The organism is Klebsiella sp. JB_Kp031 (genome assembly GCF_040064295.1).
Lineage (GTDB): Bacteria > Pseudomonadota > Gammaproteobacteria > Enterobacterales > Enterobacteriaceae > Klebsiella > Klebsiella quasipneumoniae.
On sequence record NZ_JBEAJW010000031.1, the window covers coordinates 67626 to 88730 of the forward strand.

General features: G+C 58.3%; 18 protein-coding genes. 6 read left to right on the forward strand and 12 right to left on the reverse strand.

What is annotated here, in order from left to right; all coding sequences use genetic code 11:
- Nucleotides 1-51: 51 nt before the first annotated feature.
- The 3 genes from ftsN to priA form a co-directional block, all read right to left on the reverse strand.
- Nucleotides 52-1017: a cell division protein FtsN gene (ftsN, locus tag ABLV64_RS14835; protein WP_074440959.1), complete on the reverse strand. Its 966-nt coding sequence runs from the start codon at nucleotides 1015-1017 to the stop codon at nucleotides 52-54.
- A gap of 93 nt (nucleotides 1018-1110) precedes the next feature.
- Nucleotides 1111-2139, reverse strand: a complete 1029-nt coding sequence (gene cytR, locus ABLV64_RS14840) for a DNA-binding transcriptional regulator CytR (RefSeq protein WP_004203676.1) — start codon at nucleotides 2137-2139, stop codon at nucleotides 1111-1113.
- Between the two features lie 150 nt (nucleotides 2140-2289).
- Nucleotides 2290-4485, reverse strand: a complete 2196-nt coding sequence (gene priA, locus ABLV64_RS14845; RefSeq protein WP_004203677.1) for a primosomal protein N' — start codon at nucleotides 4483-4485, stop codon at nucleotides 2290-2292.
- 252 nt (nucleotides 4486-4737) lie between these two features.
- Here priA and rpmE point away from each other — a divergent pair, with 252 nt between their 5' ends.
- Nucleotides 4738-4950 carry a 50S ribosomal protein L31 gene (gene rpmE, locus ABLV64_RS14850; protein WP_002882922.1) on the forward strand — a complete coding sequence of 71 codons (213 nt, stop codon included), beginning with the start codon at nucleotides 4738-4740 and terminating at the stop codon, nucleotides 4948-4950.
- Nucleotides 4951-5051: 101 nt separating this feature from the next.
- Here rpmE and metJ read toward each other — a convergent pair whose 3' ends face one another.
- Complete coding sequence (gene metJ / locus ABLV64_RS14855; RefSeq protein ID WP_002882924.1) at nucleotides 5052-5369, reverse strand: met regulon transcriptional regulator MetJ; 318 nt, start codon at nucleotides 5367-5369, stop codon at nucleotides 5052-5054.
- A gap of 267 nt (nucleotides 5370-5636) precedes the next feature.
- Between metJ and metB the strand changes: the two genes are divergently transcribed.
- A complete protein-coding gene (gene metB, locus ABLV64_RS14860) occupies nucleotides 5637-6797 on the forward strand; it encodes a cystathionine gamma-synthase (RefSeq protein ID WP_004203678.1) in 1161 nt (386 codons plus the stop codon).
- A gap of 2 nt (nucleotides 6798-6799) precedes the next feature.
- The gene (locus ABLV64_RS14865) at nucleotides 6800-9232 is read left to right on the forward strand and encodes a bifunctional aspartate kinase/homoserine dehydrogenase II (RefSeq protein WP_023319429.1); all 2433 of its coding nucleotides are present in this window, start codon (nucleotides 6800-6802) and stop codon (nucleotides 9230-9232) included.
- 38 nt (nucleotides 9233-9270) lie between these two features.
- Here the strand turns inward: ABLV64_RS14865 and ABLV64_RS14870 are convergent, their stop codons facing one another.
- Nucleotides 9271-9642 (reverse strand): carboxymuconolactone decarboxylase family protein, encoded by a 372-nt coding sequence (locus ABLV64_RS14870; protein WP_004203680.1) that lies wholly within the window; start codon nucleotides 9640-9642, stop codon nucleotides 9271-9273.
- A 91-nt stretch (nucleotides 9643-9733) separates the two neighbouring features.
- Between ABLV64_RS14870 and ABLV64_RS14875 the strand changes: the two genes are divergently transcribed.
- Complete coding sequence (locus tag ABLV64_RS14875) at nucleotides 9734-10642, forward strand: LysR family transcriptional regulator (protein WP_048326182.1); 909 nt, start codon at nucleotides 9734-9736, stop codon at nucleotides 10640-10642.
- A gap of 2 nt (nucleotides 10643-10644) precedes the next feature.
- On the opposite strand, the gene ABLV64_RS14880 is transcribed toward ABLV64_RS14875, so the two are convergent.
- The 3 genes from ABLV64_RS14880 to ABLV64_RS14890 all read right to left on the reverse strand — a co-directional run bounded on the left by ABLV64_RS14880 (nucleotide 10645) and on the right by ABLV64_RS14890 (nucleotide 13534).
- Nucleotides 10645-11661 (reverse strand): substrate-binding domain-containing protein, encoded by a 1017-nt coding sequence (locus ABLV64_RS14880; RefSeq protein ID WP_023319431.1) that lies wholly within the window; start codon nucleotides 11659-11661, stop codon nucleotides 10645-10647.
- A gap of 91 nt (nucleotides 11662-11752) precedes the next feature.
- On the reverse strand, nucleotides 11753-13252 hold the full coding sequence (locus ABLV64_RS14885; RefSeq protein WP_032455467.1) for a PTS transporter subunit EIIC: 1500 nt from the start codon (nucleotides 13250-13252) through the stop codon (nucleotides 11753-11755).
- A gap of 108 nt (nucleotides 13253-13360) precedes the next feature.
- Nucleotides 13361-13534, reverse strand: coding sequence for a hypothetical protein (locus ABLV64_RS14890; protein ID WP_017899816.1), 174 nt, complete (start codon nucleotides 13532-13534; stop codon nucleotides 13361-13363).
- 74 nt (nucleotides 13535-13608) lie between these two features.
- Between ABLV64_RS14890 and metF the strand changes: the two genes are divergently transcribed.
- On the forward strand, nucleotides 13609-14496 hold the full coding sequence (gene metF, locus ABLV64_RS14895; RefSeq protein ID WP_004203682.1) for a methylenetetrahydrofolate reductase: 888 nt from the start codon (nucleotides 13609-13611) through the stop codon (nucleotides 14494-14496).
- A 93-nt stretch (nucleotides 14497-14589) separates the two neighbouring features.
- On the opposite strand, the gene ABLV64_RS14900 is transcribed toward metF, so the two are convergent.
- From ABLV64_RS14900 to ABLV64_RS14910, 3 genes are all read right to left on the reverse strand, one after another.
- Entirely contained in the window at nucleotides 14590-15693 is a 1104-nt protein-coding gene (locus ABLV64_RS14900) for a glycerol dehydrogenase (RefSeq protein ID WP_004203683.1), read from the reverse strand.
- Nucleotides 15694-15747: 54 nt separating this feature from the next.
- The gene (fsa, locus tag ABLV64_RS14905; RefSeq protein WP_048293958.1) at nucleotides 15748-16410 is read right to left on the reverse strand and encodes a fructose-6-phosphate aldolase; all 663 of its coding nucleotides are present in this window, start codon (nucleotides 16408-16410) and stop codon (nucleotides 15748-15750) included.
- A 205-nt stretch (nucleotides 16411-16615) separates the two neighbouring features.
- Nucleotides 16616-17557, reverse strand: a complete 942-nt coding sequence (locus ABLV64_RS14910) for an AraC family transcriptional regulator (protein WP_348843297.1) — start codon at nucleotides 17555-17557, stop codon at nucleotides 16616-16618.
- Nucleotides 17558-17626: 69 nt separating this feature from the next.
- On the opposite strand from ABLV64_RS14910, the gene zinT reads away from it, so the two are divergent.
- Nucleotides 17627-18277, forward strand: a complete 651-nt coding sequence (gene zinT, locus ABLV64_RS14915) for a metal-binding protein ZinT (protein WP_348843295.1) — start codon at nucleotides 17627-17629, stop codon at nucleotides 18275-18277.
- A gap of 46 nt (nucleotides 18278-18323) precedes the next feature.
- Here the strand turns inward: zinT and ppc are convergent, their stop codons facing one another.
- Complete coding sequence (ppc, locus tag ABLV64_RS14920) at nucleotides 18324-20975, reverse strand: phosphoenolpyruvate carboxylase (protein WP_004203687.1); 2652 nt, start codon at nucleotides 20973-20975, stop codon at nucleotides 18324-18326.
- Nucleotides 20976-21105 lie beyond the last annotated feature (130 nt).

Here is a 21105-nt window from a genome sequence, read left to right on the forward strand (position 1 = left end):
CGCTGTCCGCGGGGCCGAATGCAATTATAGATGGGGGGGTTTTTGAGGGTTTCAACCCCTGGCGGCGAGACGAATGCAGTTCGCGTGTCCAGCCATCTTCAGGCGGGTGATCATCTCGTTGGCGCTTTCTTTGCCTTTCAGCGGGCCAATGACCACGCGGTTCCAGCCGTTGTTGGTGGTGATGTGCGAAGCAAACCCTTCGAAAGCCAGCTGAGCGCGGACGGTTTCGGCCTGCTCGGCGCCTTTAAAGGAGCCGCACTGGATCATCCAGCTACGATCGTCTTTCTTCTCGGCGGTGGTTTTCGGCGCTTCTTCCACCCGAGTTACCGGCGCCGCGGCCTGGGTACGCGGCTGCGTGGTATTGGTATGCGCTGGCGTCTGCAGCAGATCCTGGTACGGCTGCTGGTTTGACGCGGTCTGCTTCGGCTGTTGCTGCTGGACCGGCTTCGGCTGCTGAACGCGCGGCTGCTGCTGCACGGTCTGCGGCTGAGTTTGCGCCCACTGTTGCTGTTGCGCCTGCTGCTGTTGCTGCGCTAAACGCTGGCGCTGTAGCGTCTGCTGGCGCTGGGCCGGCGTTTGTTCGTTCCACGGCACTTCGGTCAGCTGAGTCGGCTGTTGACGCATATCGGCCTGCATCTGGGCCAGCAGCTGGCGCTGTTCGTCAGTCAGCTGCTCCGGTTTCATCACTTCGCCGCCGGCGGTCGGTTCGGTCGGCGCGCGAACGCCCGGCTGTCGGCTTTCCAGCTCTTTAATATAGCGCCAACGCTCTTCCGGTTTTGGCGGCAAGCCGTTGCCGGCGGCCTGGCGATTTTGCATCGCTTCCGCTTCTTCTTTCTTATGGTGCGTAATGAAATAGAGTCCACCGATAAAGGCCACCAGCACAGCCGCCGCGATAGCCACCATAGCCGGTGAAATTGCCGGAAGGCTGCTTTGCTTATTCCTTGAGCTTCGGGTAGTGCTCTTTTTGCGCCGCGAAGAAGCCGGTTGGCTGCGGCGTACATAATCTCGTTGTGCCACTATCGTTTCGCTGTCTTATATTCGTTCGTCAGCCCGCCATGTTACTTAAGCGGCGGGCCTTTGACCAGAAGAGCAGGCCCGAAAGCCTGATGGTTATCGTCTGATTTTTTGCGTACTGCCGCGAACTATCAGTTCGCAATCGAGCAGGCGCGAGCCGCTGTTCACGTTATGACCCTGCATTTGCTCAAGTAATAGCAGCATTCCTTCACGGCCGATATCAAAACGCGGCTGTGACACGGTGGTCAATGGCGGATCGCAAAATTCAGACAACGCGATGTTATCGAAGCCGACAATCGACAGGTCGTCCGGCACTTTCAGACCGCGGCGTTTCGCCAGCGATAAGGCGCCCAGCGCCATCACATCGCTATGGCAAAAGACCGCCGTGGGCGGTACCGGCTGCGACAGCAGCTGCTCCAGCGCATTGGCGCCAGCTTCGAAGGTAAAGTTGCCGCGAGCGATATAGTGCGGATCAACGGTGATACCGCTGCGGCGCAGCGCCTGCACGTAACCCTGCAGGCGATAATGGCACAGCGGCATATCTTCCGGGCCGGCGATGCAGCCGATACGCTGGTGTCCCAGCTCGTGAAGGTAGTTTACCGCGTTAAAGGCCGCCGTCAGGTTATCGATGTGGACGGTGGGCAGCTCCAGTTCCGGCGCGAACTCGTTCGACATGACCATCGGTGGCAAATTGCGCTGCTCTTCCACGCTGGCGTCAAACGGCAGGCGCGAGCTGAGCAGCACCATGCCGTCAATCTGCTTGGTGATGATAAGGTCGATAAAGGTTTTTTCTTTCTGATTCTGGTGGGCGCAATCGCCGATTAACACCAGATATCCATGCTCGGCGGCAGTGACTTCAATACCGCGGATCACTTCGCTAAAAAAGGGATCGCAGATATCCGGAACGATCACGAGGATCGTCCGCGATTCGTTGCGCTTCATATTGCGTCCGAGCGACTGCGGTAAATAGCCGACTTCCAGCGCCGCCTGCTCGACCCGGTTACGGGTGGCTTGCGACACCTTATCAGGGTTCATCAACGCTCGGGACACGGTTGCCGTGGAAACGTTTGCCTTTAAGGCGACGTCTTTCATGGTGGCGGCAACCACTTGTTTTTTGGGCTTCACCTGGTTTCTCCTCGCTGAATGGCGCTGGCATTTCCCTTGCGCGCTAACTGCTGCATCTTTTTTATCAGATAGTCGCGGCAGTGAGTTACAGAATTTTCATGAAAAACGTGATGCTTGTTGAATTTTTCGATCCGGCTCGCAAGAGAAGGCTTACCCTTCAATAGGATCGACATCCAGCACCCACTTCACTTTTTTCGCCTCCGGCAGCGTATTGATCAGCGCCAGCGTACCGCTGACGATATGCTGCAGGCGCACCCGCGAAGGATGCTGCAGCAATATCTGCCACCGCCAGCGGCCGCCGCGCTTCGGCGCCAGCGCCGGAACCGGACCGAGCACCCATAGCTTGTCGTCGGCCAGCGGACTGGCCTGCAGCAGATTGCGCAGCTGTTGTAAAAACAGCGGCGCCTGCTGGTTGTTATGGTCTTCCGCACGAATCAGCACATGGCTGGTCCACGGCGGTAGCTGCATTGTCTGCCGCTCTGCCAGCGCCTGTTCGGCGAAAGCGTCGTAGCCTTTATACAGCAGGGTCTGCAGCAGAGGGTGTTCCGGATGGTGGGTTTGCAGGATCACTTCGCCCTGTTTTCCTGCCCGCCCCGCTCGCCCGGAGACCTGGGTATAGAGCTGAGCGAAACGCTCGGCGGAGCGGAAATCCGCGGAAAACAGCGCCCCGTCGACGTCCAGCAGGGAGACGAGGGTGACGTCCGGGAAGTGGTGGCCTTTGGCCAGCATCTGGGTGCCAATTAAAATACGCGCCCCACCGCGATGGACGGCGGCGAGATGCTCTTCCAGCGCCCCTTTGCGGCTGGTGGTATCGCGGTCGATACGCGAAATAGGCACGTCAGGAAACAGCGGCGCCAGGGCCTGCTCCAGCTGTTCGGTGCCGATACCCACCGGCACCAGGTGCGTGGAGCCGCAGGAGGGGCACTGGCGCGGGATAGGGCGCTGACTGTCGCAATGGTGGCAGCGCAGATGGTGCTGCGCCTGGTGCAACGTATAGTAGCTGTCGCAGCGCGGACATTCCGCTATCCAGCCGCAGTCGTGGCACAGCAGCGCTGGCGCAAAGCCGCGGCGGTTAAGAAACAGGATCACCTGGTTATCCGCCTGCAGATGCTGACGCATACGGCCAATCAGCGCGGGAGACAGACCCGCCTGCAGCGGTTGCCCTTTGAGATCGAGCACGTGCTGCTGGGCAGGGCGCGCATTGCCCGCGCGTTTGCTTAAGGTTAACTGGCGGTATTTGCCCTGGCGGACGTTATGCAGGGTCTCCAGCGCCGGCGTCGCCGAGCCGAGAATTATCGGGATCTGTTCGCTGTGGGCGCGCCATACCGCCAGGTCGCGGGCATGGTAGCGCCAGCCCTCCTGCTGCTTGTAGGAGCTGTCATGCTCTTCGTCGATGACGATGACGCCGAGGTCTTTAAACGGGGTAAACAGCGAGGAGCGGGTGCCGATCACAATGGCCGCTTCGCCGTTTTTCGCCTTCAGCCAGGCCGAGAGACGTTCGCTGTCATTGAGCCCGGAGTGCAGGACTTCCACCGGCGCGTTAAAGCGCTGGCGAAAACGGGCGATGGTTTGCGGCGTCAGGCCGATCTCTGGCACCATCACCAGCGCCTGGCGCCCCTGCGCCAGCACATTCTCCAGCACGCTCAAATACACTTCCGTTTTCCCGGAGCCGGTAATACCCGCCAGCAGCCAGGCGGAGAAGCGATCGGCGGCGCTGTGGATCGCGCCGACGGCGGTGGCCTGCTCGGTATTAAGACGCAGGCGTTCGCCAGCCACCGAATACGCGCTGCGCCAGTCGGTGAGGGCGGGCGCTTCGCAGGCCAGCTCCGCCAGCCCTTTGCCGCGCAGCGCCTGCAGCGCCGCTTCATTAAATTCCAGTTCGCCGACCTGATGACGCCAGATTTTGCCCTGGCGCAGCGCCGCCAGCGCCTGCTGCTGCTTCGGCGAGCGTTTCAGACCGTTAAGGTCGACGGCCTGCCCCTGCTCGGTGGCGAACCAGTACCACAGCGGCGTAGCGCTGGCGGGTTTGCCCTGGCGCAGCAGAATGGGCAACGCATGGAACAGCACATCGCCGATCGGGTGATGGTAGTACTCAGCCGCCCACATCAGCAACCGCCAGACGGTACCGGAGAAGACCGGTTCGTCGTCCAGCGCTTCCGCGACCGGTTTTAGCTCGTCCAGCGGCAGCTCGCTGCGCTCGCTGACCGCCGCGACAATGCCGATCCGCTCCTGTTTGCCGAACGGCACCCGCACCCGACAGCCCGCTTTGACCGCCATGCCGTCAGGCAGCAGATAGTCAAAGGTGCGCGGTAGCGGAACGGGTAGGGCAACGTGGGCGACGGGCATGTCATCTTCCTGACTTGAAATCTGGCGGGATAGTATACACATTACGATAAGGCGGCGCGGATCAGTTTGCATATGCTGGTCAAATTCTGTATGATTCGCCGCCTTTGATGCGCTTTATATCGCATTGAAGATTGACCATTACCGTGTGCTTCACGCTGTCAGCAGCGTAGAGGGCGACGGGAAATTACTAATATCGCGTGGTGTCTGGCGTTAGGGCTGGAAGAGCGACGCGGCCTTAACTGAGGTTCTCCCATGAAAAAAGGTATTCACCCAAATTACGACGAAATTACTGCTACCTGTTCTTGCGGTAATGTCATGAAAATCCGCTCCACTGTAGGTCATGACCTGAACCTCGACGTGTGCGGCAAATGCCACCCGTTCTTCACCGGCAAACAGCGTGATGTTGCTACCGGTGGCCGTGTTGACCGCTTCAACAAGCGCTTCAGCATCCCGGGCAGCAAGTAAGTTGCCAGAAGAAGCCGCCTCAGGGCGGCTTTTTTGTGTCTCTCGCCTGCCTGGGCGAGAAAGAAAAAGGGCGGAAGAGTGCTTCCGCCCTTTTTATTGTCTCAGTATTCCCACGTATCCGGGTCGATACCCAGTTCACGCATAATCGCTTTCGCCGCTTCCGGGATCTCATCGCTGCGCTCTTTACGCAGGTCTTCATCGTTAGGCAACGGTTGTCCGGTAAAGGCATGCAGGAACGCTTCGCACAGCAGCTCGCTGTTGGTCGCGTGACGCAGGTTATTCACCTGACGACGCGTACGTTCATCGGTGAGGATTTTTAACACCTTCAGAGGAATGGAAACCGTAATTTTCTTTACTTGCTCACTCTTCTTACCGTGCTCAGCGTATGGGCTGATATATTCGCCGCTCCATTCAGCCATGAGATACCTTAATCCTCTGTTTATTAGTGAAGGGCCAGAATATTCCGCCCGGGCTATAATTGCGCGTAGTTTACCGTAAGCGCAGGCTTTCTGACATGAGATAAGCCGCCGCCGACGTGCGCTAATGCATATAATTTTAACGGCTATTTGCACTTTGCTCAATCTATACGCAAAGAAGTTTAGATGTCCAGATGTATTGACGTCTATTGTGACAATGATTACTCTGGAGCCTGACTTTTCACCGATTCAGCCCAGGAACTTCCCAACATGACGCGTAAACAGGCCACCATCGCAGTGCGTAGCGGTTTAAATGACGACGAGCAGTACGGTTGCGTTGTCCCGCCGATCCACCTCTCCAGTACCTATAACTTCACCGACTTTAATGAACCTCGCGCTCACGACTACTCCCGCCGCGGCAACCCGACGCGTGATGTGGTGCAGCGTGCCTTAGCGGAGCTGGAGGGCGGCGCTGGCGCGGTGCTGACCAATACCGGTATGTCGGCGATCCTGCTGGTGACGACGGTGTTCCTTAAGCCTGGCGATCTGCTGGTGGCGCCGCACGACTGCTACGGCGGCAGCTACCGTCTGTTCGATAGCCTGGCGAAGCGCGGCTGCTATCGCGTTCAGTTCGTCGATCAAAACGATGAGCAGGCGCTGCGGGCGGCACTGGCGGAAAAACCGAAGCTGGTGCTGGTCGAAAGCCCAAGTAATCCATTGCTGCGGGTAGTGGATATTGCGAAAATCTGTGGTCTGGCGCGCGAAGCCGGGGCGATCAGCGTGGTCGATAACACCTTCCTGAGTCCGGCGCTGCAAAACCCGCTGGCGCTGGGCGCCGATCTGGTGTTGCACTCCTGTACTAAATACCTTAATGGTCACTCTGATGTGGTGGCCGGGGTGGTGATTGCCAACGATCCGGCGACTGTCACCGAACTGGCATGGTGGGCGAATAATATTGGCGTCACCGGCAGCGCCTTCGACAGCTATCTGCTGTTGCGCGGGCTGCGGACGCTTTCTCCACGCATGGAAGTGGCGCAGCGTAATGCCCTGGCGATTGTCGAGTATCTGAAAACCCAGCCACTGGTGAAAAAGCTGTATCATCCGTCGCTGCCGGAAAACCAGGGGCATGAAATTGCGGCGCGTCAGCAAAAAGGTTTTGGCGCAATGTTAAGCTTCGAGCTGGACGGTGACGAGCAGACGCTGCGCCGTTTCCTGAGCGGGCTGTCGCTGTTTACACTGGCGGAATCGCTGGGGGGCGTTGAAAGCCTGATTTCCCATGCGGCAACGATGACGCATGCCGGCATGGCGCCTGAAGCGCGTGCCGCCGCCGGAATTTCAGAAACGCTCCTGCGTATTTCGACCGGTATTGAAGATGGTGAAGATTTAATTGCCGACCTGGAAAATGGCTTCCGGGCAGCAAACGAGGAATAAAGATGAGTGTGATTGCGCAGGCAGGGGCGAAGGGTCGTCAGCTGCACAAATTTGGTGGGAGTAGTTTAGCGGATGCGAAATGTTACCTGCGCGTCGCGGGGATCATGAAGGAGTATTCGCAGGCGGGGGACATGATGGTCGTCTCCGCCGCTGGCAGCACCACCAACCAGCTGATCAGCTGGCTTAAGCTTAGCCAGAGCGATCGCCTTGCTGCGCATCAGGTTCAGCAGTCGCTTCGCCGCTATCACACCGAGCTGATTGGCGGTCTGGTGGAGCCTGCGGCGGCCGATACGCTGATAGCCGCCTTTATCCACGACCTTGAGCGTCTGGCTGGTCTGCTGGACGGAGGGGTTTCCGAAGCGGTCTATGCGGAAGTGGTCGGCCATGGGGAAGTGTGGTCCGCGCGCCTGATGGCGGCGGTTCTCAACCAGCTGGGAATGGAAGCCGCCTGGCTTGACGCGCGCGCGTTCCTGCGCGCGGAACGTGCCGCGCAGCCGCAGGTGGATGAAGGATTATCCTATCCACTGCTGCAGCAGCTAATGGCGCAGCATCCTAACAAACGTCTGGTGGTGACCGGCTTTATCTCCCGCAACCAGGCCGGTGAAACCGTCCTGCTGGGCCGTAACGGGTCTGACTACTCTGCCACCCAGATCGGTGCGCTGGCGGGCGCTTCCCGCGTCACTATCTGGAGCGACGTCGCCGGGGTGTACAGCGCGGATCCGCGCAAGGTGAAAGACGCCTGTCTGCTGCCGCTGCTGCGTCTGGACGAAGCCAGCGAGCTGGCGCGTCTGGCCGCGCCGGTGCTCCATGCCCGCACGCTACAGCCGGTTTCCGCCAGCGATATCGATCTGCAGTTACGCTGCAGCTATACGCCGGAACAGGGTTCCACGCGCATTGAGCGCGTGCTGGCCTCCGGTACTGGCGCCCGGATTGTCACCAGCCATGACGACGTCTGCCTGGTGGAGTTCCAGGTGCCGGGCGGTCACGATTTCAAACTGGCGCATAAAGAGCTGGACGCCCTGCTCAAACGCGCCCAGCTGCGCCCGTTAGCCGTTGGTGTCCATGCCGACCGCAAGCTGCTGCAGTTTTGCTATACCTCCGAGGTGGCCGACAGCGCGCTGAAGCTGCTCGATGAAGCGGGTCTGCCGGGCGAGCTGCGTCTGCGTCAGAAGCTGGCGCTGGTGGCGATGGTGGGCGCTGGCGTCACCCGTAACCCCCTGCACTGCCACCGTTTCTGGCAGCAGCTGAAAGGGCAGCCAGTGGAGTTCACCTGGCAGTCGGAAGAAGGAATCAGCCTGGTGGCCGTGCTGCGCGCCGGGCCGACGGAAAGCCTGATCCAGGGGCTGCACCAGTCCTTGTTTCGTGCCGAAAAGCGTATTGGCCTGATGCTGTTCGGCAAAGGAAACATCGGTTCCCGCTGGCTGGAGCTGTTCGCCCGTGAACAAACCACGCTCTCGGCGCGCACCGGCTTTGAGTTTGTTCTCGCCGGCGTGGTCGACAGTAAACGCAGTCTGCTGAACTATGACGGGCTGGACGCCAGCCGGGCGCTGGCTTTCTTCAACGATGAAGCGGTGGAGCAGGATGAAGAGTCGCTGTTCCTGTGGATGCGCGCGCACCCGTACGATGATTTAGTGGTGCTGGACGTCACCGCCAGCGAACAGCTGGCCGACCAGTATCTTGATTTCGCCAGCCATGGCTTCCACGTGATCAGCGCCAACAAGCTGGCGGGGGCCAGCAGCAGCGATAAGTATCGCCAGATCCACGACGCGTTTGAGAAGACGGGGCGCCACTGGCTGTATAACGCCACCGTGGGCGCCGGCTTGCCGGTGAACCATACGGTGCGCGACCTGATCGACAGCGGCGATACCATCCTCGGCCTGAGCGGTATCTTCTCGGGAACGCTCTCCTGGCTGTTCCTGCAGTTCGATGGCACCGTGCCGTTCACCGACCTGGTGGATCAGGCGTGGCAGCAGGGGCTGACCGAGCCGGATCCGCGCGTCGATCTGTCCGGTAAAGATGTGATGCGCAAGCTGGTGATCCTCGCGCGGGAAGCGGGCTATGACATCGAACCGGATCAGGTGCGCGTGGAATCACTGGTCCCGGCGCACTGTGAAGAGGGTTCGGTTGATCACTTCTTTGAGAATGGCGAAGAGCTGAACGAGCAGATGCTGCAGCGCCTGGAGGCGGCCCGCGAGATGGGGCTGGTGCTCCGCTACGTGGCGCGCTTTGATGCCAACGGCAAAGCTCGCGTCGGCGTGGAAGCGGTACGCGAAGAGCACCCGCTGGCGGCGCTGCTGCCGTGCGATAACGTGTTTGCTATCGAAAGCCGCTGGTATCGTGATAATCCGTTGGTGATCCGCGGGCCCGGCGCCGGGCGTGACGTGACCGCCGGGGCGATCCAGTCGGATATTAACCGTCTGGCGCAGCTGCTGTAATCCCGAGAAAAAGACCAGGCCAGGCCTGGTCTTTTTTGTTAGTGCGCCGCAAAAACCGCTTTAGCGGCAAACAGGCCGTTTAGCGCCGCCGGGAATCCGGCGTAGACCGCCATCTGCATGATCACTTCCGTAATTTCCTCTTGCGTCAGACCAACATTTAATCCCGCGGCAATATGCACTTTCAGCTGCGGCTCGGCGTTACCCAGCGCGGTGAGCGCGGCGATGGTGGCGATTTCCCGGCTGCGCAAATCAAGCCCTGGCCGGGCGTAAATATCGCCGAAGGGGAACTCAATCAGATAGCGGGCGAAGTCGGGGGCGATATCCCGCAGGCTGTCGACGACGGCTTCCCCGCCGTGACCGTCCACGCGCTGAAGCATTTCCTGACCGGTGATATAACGTTCGCTGGACATCGTTTTTTCCTCTCTGTGATGATGCGTTGAGAGGAAGGGTAGGGAAGTTTGCCGGACTTGAGTAATACCCTTTTCGTGATACCTTTTCAGTATGACAACTTCGCGATTGCATTCTCTCGATATCCGCCTGCTGCGCGCCTTTGCGGTGGTGGCGGAGGAAAATAACATCAGCCGGGCGGCGCAGCGGTTATTTATCTCGCAGCCGCCGCTGAGTCGCCATATGCGCCATCTGGAAGCGCAGCTGGGGGTGACGCTGTTTCAGCGCCATAGCAAAGGCCTGATCCTTACCGACGCGGGCAGAGAGGTGCTGGCGATGATTCGGCCCATGCTGGCGCTCCAGGAACGCACGCTGGCGGCATTGAGCGAGCTCTCCGTTCACTCGCCGCCGTCTCTGCGTCTGGGCGTGACGACCGCCTTCGAACAAGGCATTTTCGCCGCTGTTGAATCTGCGCTGAGCGAACATACCCGCGCGTTGCATATCACCCGCCACGCTTCACCGGCGCTGGCTCAGCAGGTGCGCAAAGGCAAACTCGATGCGGCGCTGGTTGCGCTGCCGCTCAATACTGAAGGGCTGCACTTGCACCCATTGCCGTATCAGGAGCCGCTCATCGCGGCAGTGCCAGCCTCCTGGCCGGAAGCCGCCACACCAGCGTTAACGCTAAGCGCGCTCAATCACCGGCCGTTGTTCTGGTTTAAACGTGAGCGTAACCCCGATTTCTTTGACTATACGCGACGCATTTTCGACCGGGCTGGCTATACCCCCGCTTATGTGGAAGAGCCTGCCGAACATGATGTGCTGCTGGCGCGAATTGCGCGTGGGGAAGGCATGATCCTCCTGCCGGCGTCCTTTTCCGCAATCCAGCGTCAGGGGGTGGTGTTCTGTCCTGTCGCTGAAGGCGACAGCATGCCGTTAAGCCTTGGGGTGATCTATGCGCCTCACCGGGCAGAATCCGTGCAGCAATGGCTCTCACTGCTGGATGAGCACCTGACGACTGGCTAGCCTCAGGCTGACTCTCGAGCCACCAGCTGTCCGGAAAGGGTAATGCGCTGGGTCGGCAGGGCAGGTTCTTTGATTTTGCGGATAATGAGCGAGGCTACCTGACGTCCTGTCTCTTCGCTGGCGGAAGAGACATAAGTGAAGGATGGCGAGGTCAAATTCACGTGCATCATGTCTTCAAAACCCACCAGCGCCACCTGCTGAGTGAGAAAGACATCTTTTCCCACCGTGCGTCCAACCTGATGAATGCCGCTGAGGCAGCCAATCATTGCATCCGGTGAGTGGCACAGCAGGGCGGTAATGGCATTATTTTTTTCCAGCAACTGGCGGGTAGCGATACTGGCAGCCTGCGTATTGTCGCTGCAGGCAGGAGCAAATTCCTCCCGTACGGTCATGCCGTTTTTCTCCAGCGTACTGTATAAGCCAAGCAGCCGCTGCTGACGAATCAGGTCATTATCCTGTCCGCCAATATAGGCGATGTAGCGATGGCCGCGTTCAATCAAATAGCGGGCGGCGATACTGGCGGCCTGGCGATTATCGCGGACCACTTGGTCATGATGGCCGGAGAGCGGCGTTTGCGAGACGGCGACCAGCGGCAGAGGACATGCTTGTAACGCCGCAGGCAGCGCATTGCTGGTGGTATCGGCATCAAGATATATCACGCCGGCGACGCCCTGCTGTTTAAACGACAGCAGGCAGCGGGCCAGATAGTCATGATCGTCGCGCGGCTGGCCGAGGATCACCATATAGCCTTGCTTCTCCAGCTCCTGGACGATATTCGCCATCACTTTAATGGAAAAACTGTCGTTGAAGTCGCGCAGGATCAGGCCGATCAAATTGGTGGTATTGGCGCGAAGGTTAGCGGCGGCGACGTTATGTACATAGCCAAGTTCCTGGATGGCCGCGTTGACTTTTTCGATGGTGGCGTCGGAGATCTTCCCTTTCTGGCGTAATACCAGCGACACCGTCGAAACGGAGACGCCGGCCAGTTTCGCCACATCTATAATGCTGACTTTCTTCAAAATCGCTCCATGACAACGCGTGTATTACCGTCAGATCGCAGACATAGGCTTACCCACGGTAAGCCTACTTCCACACCATAACACCTTCTTGTTATTTGCCAATCATCCCCGACATGGTTTGCGCGATAAATTGCGCCCTGGCGCCAAAAATAATCTGGATGCCGTTATCGCCGACGAAGACCACCCCGCGTGCGCCGATGCCGTTGAGGCCATCTTTATCAACCGCATCACGCTCAGCCACTTCCAGGCGCAAGCGGGTGATACAAGCCCCGACGGAATCGATATTTTGTGCACCACCGAGAAGATTGACGATCTCCGTTGCCAGCTCCGCGTCGGTTTTATCATCGGCGGTGACAGTGATATCGGTACGGCCTGGTGTTTTCACATCAAAGCGACGGATAACGAACCGGAAGGTGAAATAATAAATCAGCCCCATCGGCACGCCAACGATAACCGCGTTGAGGAAGTGGGTTTGATAGCCGTTCAGCGACGGCAGAATACCGAAGGAGATATAGTCAATTAGCCCCGCCGAGAAGGATTTAGCGATATGCGCATGCAGCAGATACATTGTCATGTACGAGAGCCCCGCCATGATGGCGTTGAAGACGTACAGGATCGGCGCCACGAAGATAAAGGTAAATTCTACGGGTTCGGTAATGCCGGTCAGGAAGCAGGTCAGCGCGGCAGAGAAGAGAATACCGGCCGCGATTTTTTTATTCTTAGTATGCGCTTCGTGATACATCGCCAGACAGGCAGCTGGAAGCGCGAACAGCATAAGCGGGAATTCCCCCTGCATAAACTTCCCAGCGTTTTGGTAGCTATCGGAGCTAAAAGATTTCACTCCTTCTTCCAGCATTTTAAACCAGATGGTCTGGTCGCCGTGGATCACCTGGCCTGCCTGAGTGGTGTAATCGCCGAAAGAGTACCAGAAAGAGGGATACCATATGTGGTGCAGTCCCAGTGGGATCAGCGCCCGTTCAACAAGGCCGAAAATAAAGGTCGATGCAGCCTGGTTGTCGCCGTTTACCACCATCGACAGTGAGTCAATACCAGCCTGGATATGTTGCCAGACATAAGGCAACAGCAGGCCGAGGATAAATGAGAGAAATGCTGTGGCGATCGCCACGAAACGCTTACCCGAGAAGAAGCCAAGGAACTCAGGCAACTGCATCGCATGGAAGCGGTTATAGCACCACGCCGCGAGAATACCGCAGATGAGACCGCCAAAAACCCCCATCTGCAGCGTCGGGATGCCGACGACCATGGCATATTTTCCGCCCTGAGAGGCCATCTCCGGCGTAATGCCGAGCACAGTGCTAATGGTGATATTAGTGATGAAGACGGAGACGGCTGCCGACAGCGCAGCGATACCCGATTCTGATGCCAGCCCCACGGCTGAACCAATTGCGAACAGCATTGGCAGGTTATCAAAAATGATACCGCCGGCGTTCATCATCAAGGGCATATGGAATTTATCCCCGAAGGCCAACAGTAAGCCGGCGGCCGGGAGGAGCGAAATCGGCAGCATCAAGGCGCGGCCGATCATCGACAGTTTTGATAATGATTTTATGAACCCTGACCACAGACTCATGGTGATATCCCCGAATAGATTTTATAAGCATTATTGCGTAAGTAGAACGTTCTAGTAGAACGTTCTACTTACTCTGAACCAAGCGATAAGCGGCTGCAATAACAATCGCTATGGCCAACATGGGGAGATGCTGGTTTTTTGAACTGCTTCAAATTTCATCGGATCGAATTCTTCCTGCGCGGCATCCATTCTGGCCGGAAGATGAATTTTTTTCATATTGGCCGCCTTTTCCTCACTCTTTACGCAGATTTTTCTATTGACGCCCGCGCGCTTTTCCGTCATTTTTACATCTGGACGTCTAAACGTATAGAAGTTCGCAATACAACAGCCATTACATGCGATTGATGAGGTAAGGTATGAGCTTTTTTCACGCCAATCAGCGGGAAGCCCTGAATCAGAGCCTGGCGGAAGTCCAGGGCCAGATTAATGTGTCCTTTGAATTCTTTCCGCCGCGCACCAGTGAAATGGAGCAAACCCTGTGGAAATCCATCGATCGCCTGAGCAGTCTGAAACCGAAGTTTGTCTCGGTGACCTATGGCGCGAACTCCGGCGAGCGCGATCGCACCCACAGCATCATCAAGGGCATTAAAGAGCGAACCGGTCTGGAAGCGGCGCCGCACCTGACCTGTATCGATGCGACTCGCGATGAGCTGCGCACTATCGCCCAGGATTACTGGAACAACGGCATCCGCCATATCGTCGCGTTGCGCGGCGACCTGCCGCCGGGCAGCGGTAAACCGGAGATGTATGCCGCCGATCTGGTCAGCCTGCTGAAAGAGGTGGGGGATTTCGATATCTCTGTTGCCGCGTATCCGGAAGTGCATCCGGAAGCGAAAAGCGCGCAGGCGGATTTACTCAACCTGAAACGCAAAGTCGAGGCAGGCGCCAACCGCGCGATCACCCAGTTCTTCTTCGATGTGGAAAGCTACCTGCGTTTTCGCGATCGCTGCGTCTCAGCGGGCATCGACGTGGAAATTATTCCGGGTATCCTGCCGGTATCCAACTTTAAACAGGCGAAAAAGTTTGCGGATATGACCAACGTTCGTATCCCGGTGTGGATGTCGAAAATGTTCGAAGGTCTGGATAACGATGCCGAAACCCGTCAGCTGGTGGGGGCTAACATCGCTATGGACATGGTGAAGATTTTAAGTCGGGAAGGGGTAAAAGATTTCCACTTCTACACCCTGAACCGCGCCGAAATGAGCTACGCCATCTGCCATACGCTGGGCGTGCGTCCGGCCTGAGTGCTTGCCGTTTCCGCCGCCAGTGGGCGACACGTCCGGCAGATAAACATAAAAAACACCCGGCTGACGCCGGGTGTTTTATTTTGCTCTGGATTATTCCCATTCCTGCAGGAAGCGCTGGCCATATTGGTCGGCGACCAGCAGCGCGGCGTAGACCTGGTCGGAGTTAACCCCGCCCGGCATATTGTGAATGGTTTCGCCTTCAGCGCAGGCGGCTTCCGCCACCAGGCGCATCTTGGTCGGGATGTCGCCTTTGATATCCAGCTGCGCCAGGGTGATCGGCAGCCCAACGCTGTGACATAGCGCGGCGACGGTCTCGATCTCTTCCACCGGCGCGTTTTCCAGCACCAGCTGCGTCAGGGTGCCGAACGCCACTTTTTCACCGTGATAATAGTGGTGAGCGTCAGGGATGGCCGTCATGCCGTTATGAATTGCGTGGGCTGCCGCCAGGCCACCGCTTTCAAAACCGACGCCGCTCAGATAGGTGTTGGCTTCCACCACCCGCTCCAGCGCCGGAGTGACCACGTGCTGTTCGGCGGCCAGCATCGCTTTTTCACCCTCTTCGAGTAAGGTGTTGTAGCACAGCTCGGCCAGCGCCAGCGCCGCCTGGGTGCATTTCCCGCCCGCCATGGTGGTGGCGCCGCTGCGTGAGCAGGCGCGGGCTTCGAACCAGGTGGCCAGCGCATCGCCAATTCCGGCTGCCAGCAGGCGAGCCGGCGCGCCGGCAACGATCTGCGTATCGACAATGACCATGTTAGGGTTATGCGGTAGCATCAGATAGCTGTCGAACTCCCCTTCGTCGGTGTAAATCACCGACAGCGCGCTGCACGGCGCATCGGTGGAGGCGATGGTAGGGGCGATCGCCACCGGCACCTTCATAAAATGGGCCAGCGCTTTCGCGGTATCCAGGGTTTTACCACCGCCGATCCCCAGCACGGCGGTGCATTTCGCACTGCCGGCGATATCGCGCAGGCGATTGATTTCATTATGCGAACATTCACCGCCAAACGGCGCGATTTCCGCCGCCAGGCCGGCATCGGCCAGGCTTTTGCGTAGCATCTCTTCCGCGAATCCCAGCACGAATTTATCGCCAACGACCAGCCAGCGTTCGGCCAGCGGTTTCAGGTAGTCGCCAAGGCGCTTGATGGCGCCTGCGCCCTGAATGTATTTGCCTGGTGATTGAATAATGCGATCCATTACGATTCCTCCTCGATGACCGTGATGCCGCCCGCAGGCGGCGCGCGGGTCCGGTTACAGGTTCAGCGTGCCAAAGGCGTTATTCCAGTCCTGTTCAAACTTCTCTATGGCTGACTCTACCGCAGGGGTGCCGAGCATTTGTTGCGCTACATCTAGTGGAAGGGTGATGGCTTCGCAGCCAGCCAGCAGGCAATCCAGCGCCTGACGGGGCGTTTTGAAGCTCGCCGCCAGCACTTTGCTTTCGGGCGCATGCATTTCCAGCAGGGATTGCAGCTCCTGCACCATGCGGATGCCGTCCCCGCCCTGAGCGTCGACGCGGTTAACGTAAGGCGCGACGTACTTTGCGCCGGCCAGCGCGGCCAGCAGACCCTGTGAGGCGCTGTAGACGGCGGTGCCAAGGGTTGGGATGCCTTCCTTCTTCAGCAGCTTGATAGCGGCGAGGCCTTCGGCGGTGACCGGGATTTTGACCACGATGCGCGGTACGGCGTTGCTCAGGCGTTTGGCTTCTGCCACCATGCCCTGCGCATCGCGGCTCATGGTCTGCGCAAACAGAATCCCTTCCGGGCCAACGGCTTTTTGCAAGCGCGGCAGTACATCCCAGACCGGTGTTTTTCCGGCGGCGATAATGCTCGGGTTGGTGGTCACCCCGGCCAGCGGGTAGATGCGGGCCAGGCGTTCCACTTCGGCGACGTTGGCGGTATCCAGATAGAGTTCCATAGTGTTTTCCTCAATGCTTAATTCGGTGCTGTCGTTGAGGTAAGCATACGGCTTTCGTTTGAAGGATCGCCAGATGACAAATTTGCCAAAAACTGGATAAATGTACGCATCGCGATTAAGGATGATTTAGATCACATTTATCGACGCTGCCTGGGATGAGAGGAAACTATAGCGCGCACAAAAGTCAGGTTTAACACACAAAAATCTAGTTTATTACCGGGGATGATTTTTCCGTCAGCTGGCTATGGTACTGGCGGCGGTATTCAGACGGCGAGCGTTCCGTGGTTTTGCGGAACAGGCGGCAGAAGTAGTTACTGTCGGCGAAGCCGCAGGCGTGGGCGATGTCTTTCACTTTCATATCGTGGCCCTTCAGCAGCATACGGGCCTGTTCGAGACGAATGTGGTTCAGATATTCATTGAAGCCCATTGGCCCACATTTCTGGAACAGATGAGAAAGATAGTTAGGAGAGAGATAGAACGCCTGGGCGACCGATTCCCGGCTCAGCGGCTCCGGGTAATGGACCTCGATGTACTGACGGATTGCCTCGAACAGCGCCTGGCTGCGCGAGGAGGTTTGCGCCTGGCTGCCGAGAAGATCATGGCAGTGGCTGAGCAGGCTGATGACGATGCTGCGGGCGGTTTGCTGCTCCTGCGGCTGCATCCGGATCTCGTTGAGCGCCTGCAGCAGAAAGGAACCGACGCGCGGCCCGCGACGCAGCGCCTGTAGTTTTTCAACAACGGCGATCGTCTTGCCATTCCAGCGCTGCAGCGAGCACTCCAGCTGCTGCTTAGCGAACAGGATGCTTAACAGCAGGCAGGGCGCCTGCCACTGTGGGCAGTTCCAGCTATCGCCAGGAATATAGAGCACGTCATGGGTCTCCAGGGGCGGGGCGGTATCGCCGAGCGCCTGGTCGCGCAATTGCCCATCGAGGAGGATATTCAGACGGGGAAAATCAACCTGCACCACCGGTTCAGCAGGCGAGCGCGTCTCGCCGGCGAAATAAACCCGGCCGAGGCTGGTCTGCTTTTTTAGCAATGCATCAATAAGTTGATTGATATCGTTGTCCATCATTGTTCCGCCCCGTGCATCACCCTTTTCATCATACCGGACATTATTCCAGCGGTAAAAGCGCCAGCTTGTCGCTATTGCTTCTTATTTGAGTTATGTTATATCGTAACAATTTGTCGCCATTGATAGCAAATTCAGGAGAGAGTAATGACCAGAAAGATCCCCCTGCTGGCCTTGGGACTCGGCATGGCGCTCGCCAGCGCCCAGGCGTTCGCCCACGTCAACCATAGCCATGGGCCGGCGCTAACCGAAGTGGAGCGTCAGGCCAGCGAAGGCATTTTTGCGGATAAAGATGTGCAGGACCGCGCGCTGAGCGACTGGGAGGGCGTCTGGCAGTCGGTGAACCCATATCTGCTCAACGGCGATCTCGATCCGGTGCTGGAGCAGAAGGCGAAAAAGCCCGGCGGCAAGAGCGTGGAGGAGTATCGCGCCTATTATAAGAAGGGCTACGCCACCGATGTGGAACAGATTGGCATTGAAGATGACGTGATTGAGTTCCACGTCGGCGAGACCGTCAACAGCTGCAAATACCGCTATTCAGGCTACAAAATTCTGCATTACGCCTCCGGTAAGAAGGGCGTACGTTATCTGTTCGAGTGCCAGCAGGGCGATGCCAACGCGCCAAAATATGTCCAGTTCAGCGACCATATCATTGGTCCGCGTAAATCGCAGCATTTCCATATTTTCATGGGCAATGAATCACAGGAAGCGTTGTTGAAAGAGATGGATAACTGGCCGACCTATTATCCGTATGCGCTGCATAAAGAACAGATCGTTGATGAGATGTTGCACCACTAGAACGGGTGAGAAATCCCCCGGCCGGGTGGCCGGGGGAAGACATCGATTAGCCGGTGTTACGCATACCGGCGGCGACGCCGGCGATGGTGACCATCAGCGCTTGTTCAACGCGCGGATCCGGGTCTTTGCCCTCTTCTTCAGCCTGGCGTGAACGGTGCAGCAGTTCCGCCTGCAGGACGTTCAGCGGGTCGGTATAGATATTACGCAGCTGGATAGACTCGGCGATCCACGGCAGGTCAGCCATCAGATGGGAGTCGTTGGCGATGGCCAGCACGACGTTGATATCGGCAGCCAGCAGCTTGCGCAGCTCGGTACCCAGCGCCCACAGCTCCGGTTTCACCAGGCGCTGATCGTAATACTCCGCCAGCCACAGGTCGGCCTTCGAGTAAACCATCTCCAGCATGCCGAGGCGGGTGGAGAAGAACGGCCAGTCGCGACACATCGCTTCCAGTTCACTCTGTTTTCCGCCTTCGACTACCTTCTGCAGCGCAGCGCCAGCGCCCAGCCAGGCCGGAAGCATCAGGCGGTTCTGGGTCCAGGCGAAGATCCACGGAATGGCGCGCAGCGACTCGACGCCGCCGGTCGGGCGACGTTTTGCCGGGCGCGAACCCAGCGGCAGTTTGCCCAGCTCCTGCTCCGGAGTGGCGGAGCGGAAGTAAGGCACGAAATCTTTGTTTTCACGCACATAGCCGCGATACATCTTGCACGACACGTCGGACAGCTCGGCCATGATGTCGCGCCACTGCGGTTTGGGTTCCGGCGGCGGCAGCAGGTTGGCTTCGAGGATCGCGCTGGTATAGAGCGACAGGCTGCTGATGGTGACTTCCGGCAGGCCGTACTTAAAGCGGATCATCTCACCCTGCTCGGTAACGCGCAGGCCGCCTTTCAGGCTTCCCGGCGGCTGTGAGAGGAGCGCGGCGTGGGCCGGCGCGCCGCCGCGGCCAATGGAGCCACCGCGACCGTGGAACAGCGTCAGTTCGATCCCGGCTTTCTCACAGGTTTTGATCAACGCATCCTGCGCCTGGTACTGCGCCCAGGAGGCGGCCATCACCCCTGCGTCTTTCGCGGAATCAGAGTAGCCGATCATGACCATCTGTTTGCCCTGGATAAAGCCGCGGTACCAGTCGATATTCAGCAACTGGGTCATGACGTCGTTGGCGTTGTTCAGGTCGTCCAGCGTTTCGAACAGCGGAGCCACCGGCAGGGCGAAGCCAATCCCGGCCTCTTTCAGCAGCAGGTGAACCGCCAGCACGTCGGACGGCGTTTTGGCCATCGAGATCACGTAGGCGGCGATCGATCCGCGCGGCGCCTCGGCGATCACTCTGCAGGTGTCGAGAACTTCGCGGGTCTCTTCGCTGGGCTCCCACTGGCGCGGCAGCAGCGGACGTTTGGAATTTAGTTCGCGGATCAGGAAAGCCTGTTTGTCGGCTTCTGACCAGCTTTCGTAATCGCCGATCCCGAGGTAACGGGTCATTTCGCCCAGCGCTTCGGTATGGCGAGTGCTTTCCTGACGAATATCAATACGCACCAGCGGTACGCCGAAAGACTTCACGCGGCGTAGGGTGTCGAGCAGCTCGCCGTTGGCGATAATGCCCATGCCGCAGGCCTGCAGCGATTTATAACAGGCGTACAGCGGCTCCCACAGCTGCTCGTTCTGCGTGATCAGTCCCGCCGGTTTCGGCAGCTTCTGGCCTTTCAGACGCGCTTCCAGCCAGGCCTGGGTTTCCATCAGCTGAGCGCGCAGTTTTTTCATCAGGTAACGGTACGGTTCCTGAGCGCCCTCGGCGCCGGCCAGGGCGCGCAATTCGTCGGTACACTCCACCATCGACAGCTCGGAGATCAGCACCTGCACATCTTTAAGGAACAGATCGGTCGCTTTCCAGCGGCTGAGCAGCAGCACGTGGCGGGTGATATCGGCGGTCACGTTCGGGTTGCCGTCGCGGTCGCCGCCCATCCACGAAGTGAAACGCACCGGGACAAAGTCCACCGGCAGCTGATAGCCGAGGTTGGCTTCCAGCTGTTCGTTCAGCTCGCGCAGGTAGTTAGGCACCCCCTCCCACAGGCTGTTTTCCACCACCGCGAAGCCCCATTTGGCTTCATCGACCGGGGAAGGACGGTGCTTACGGATTTCATCGGTATGCCAGGACTGGGCGATCAGCTGGCGCAGACGGCGCATCAGCTGGTGGTGCTCGTAGTCCGCGATATCTTTGTTATCCAGCTGCTTGAGGCAGTTGTTCACCTCCACCATTTTATGGATCAGCGTCCGGCGGGTGATCTCGGTCGGGTGGGCGGTTAACACCAGCTCCAGGGACAGAGATTCCACCGCTTTTTTGATGGTCTCTTCGTTGAGATTGGGTTGGTCTTTGAGCTTTCTCAGGGTACGCGCAATGACTTCCGGATTGCTGGCCGCTTCGCCATTCGGCGAAATGCTGTGGTACTGCTCAGCGGTGTTAGCCAGATTCAGGAACTGGCTGAAGGCACGGGCTACCGGCAGCAGTTCGTCGTTAGACAAATTCTGCAGCGTGGTCAGCAGCTCCTGGCGGTTAGCTTCGTTGCCGGCGCGTGAAGATTTGGACAACTTACGGATAGTTTCGACACGATCAAGAATATTTTCTCCCAGTGCATCCTTGATGGTATCGCCCAGCACCTTGCCGAGCATACTGACATTACTACGCAATGCGGAATATTGTTCGTTCATGTTACCCCAGACACCCCATCTCATTTTATTTTGTTATATCCGCTGCGCTGGAACGTGAGCAACGGATAAGCAACCCGTCTTTTATAAAGCCACGTAAATACCCCCACGTCAATTACTGCGAAATCGCTTC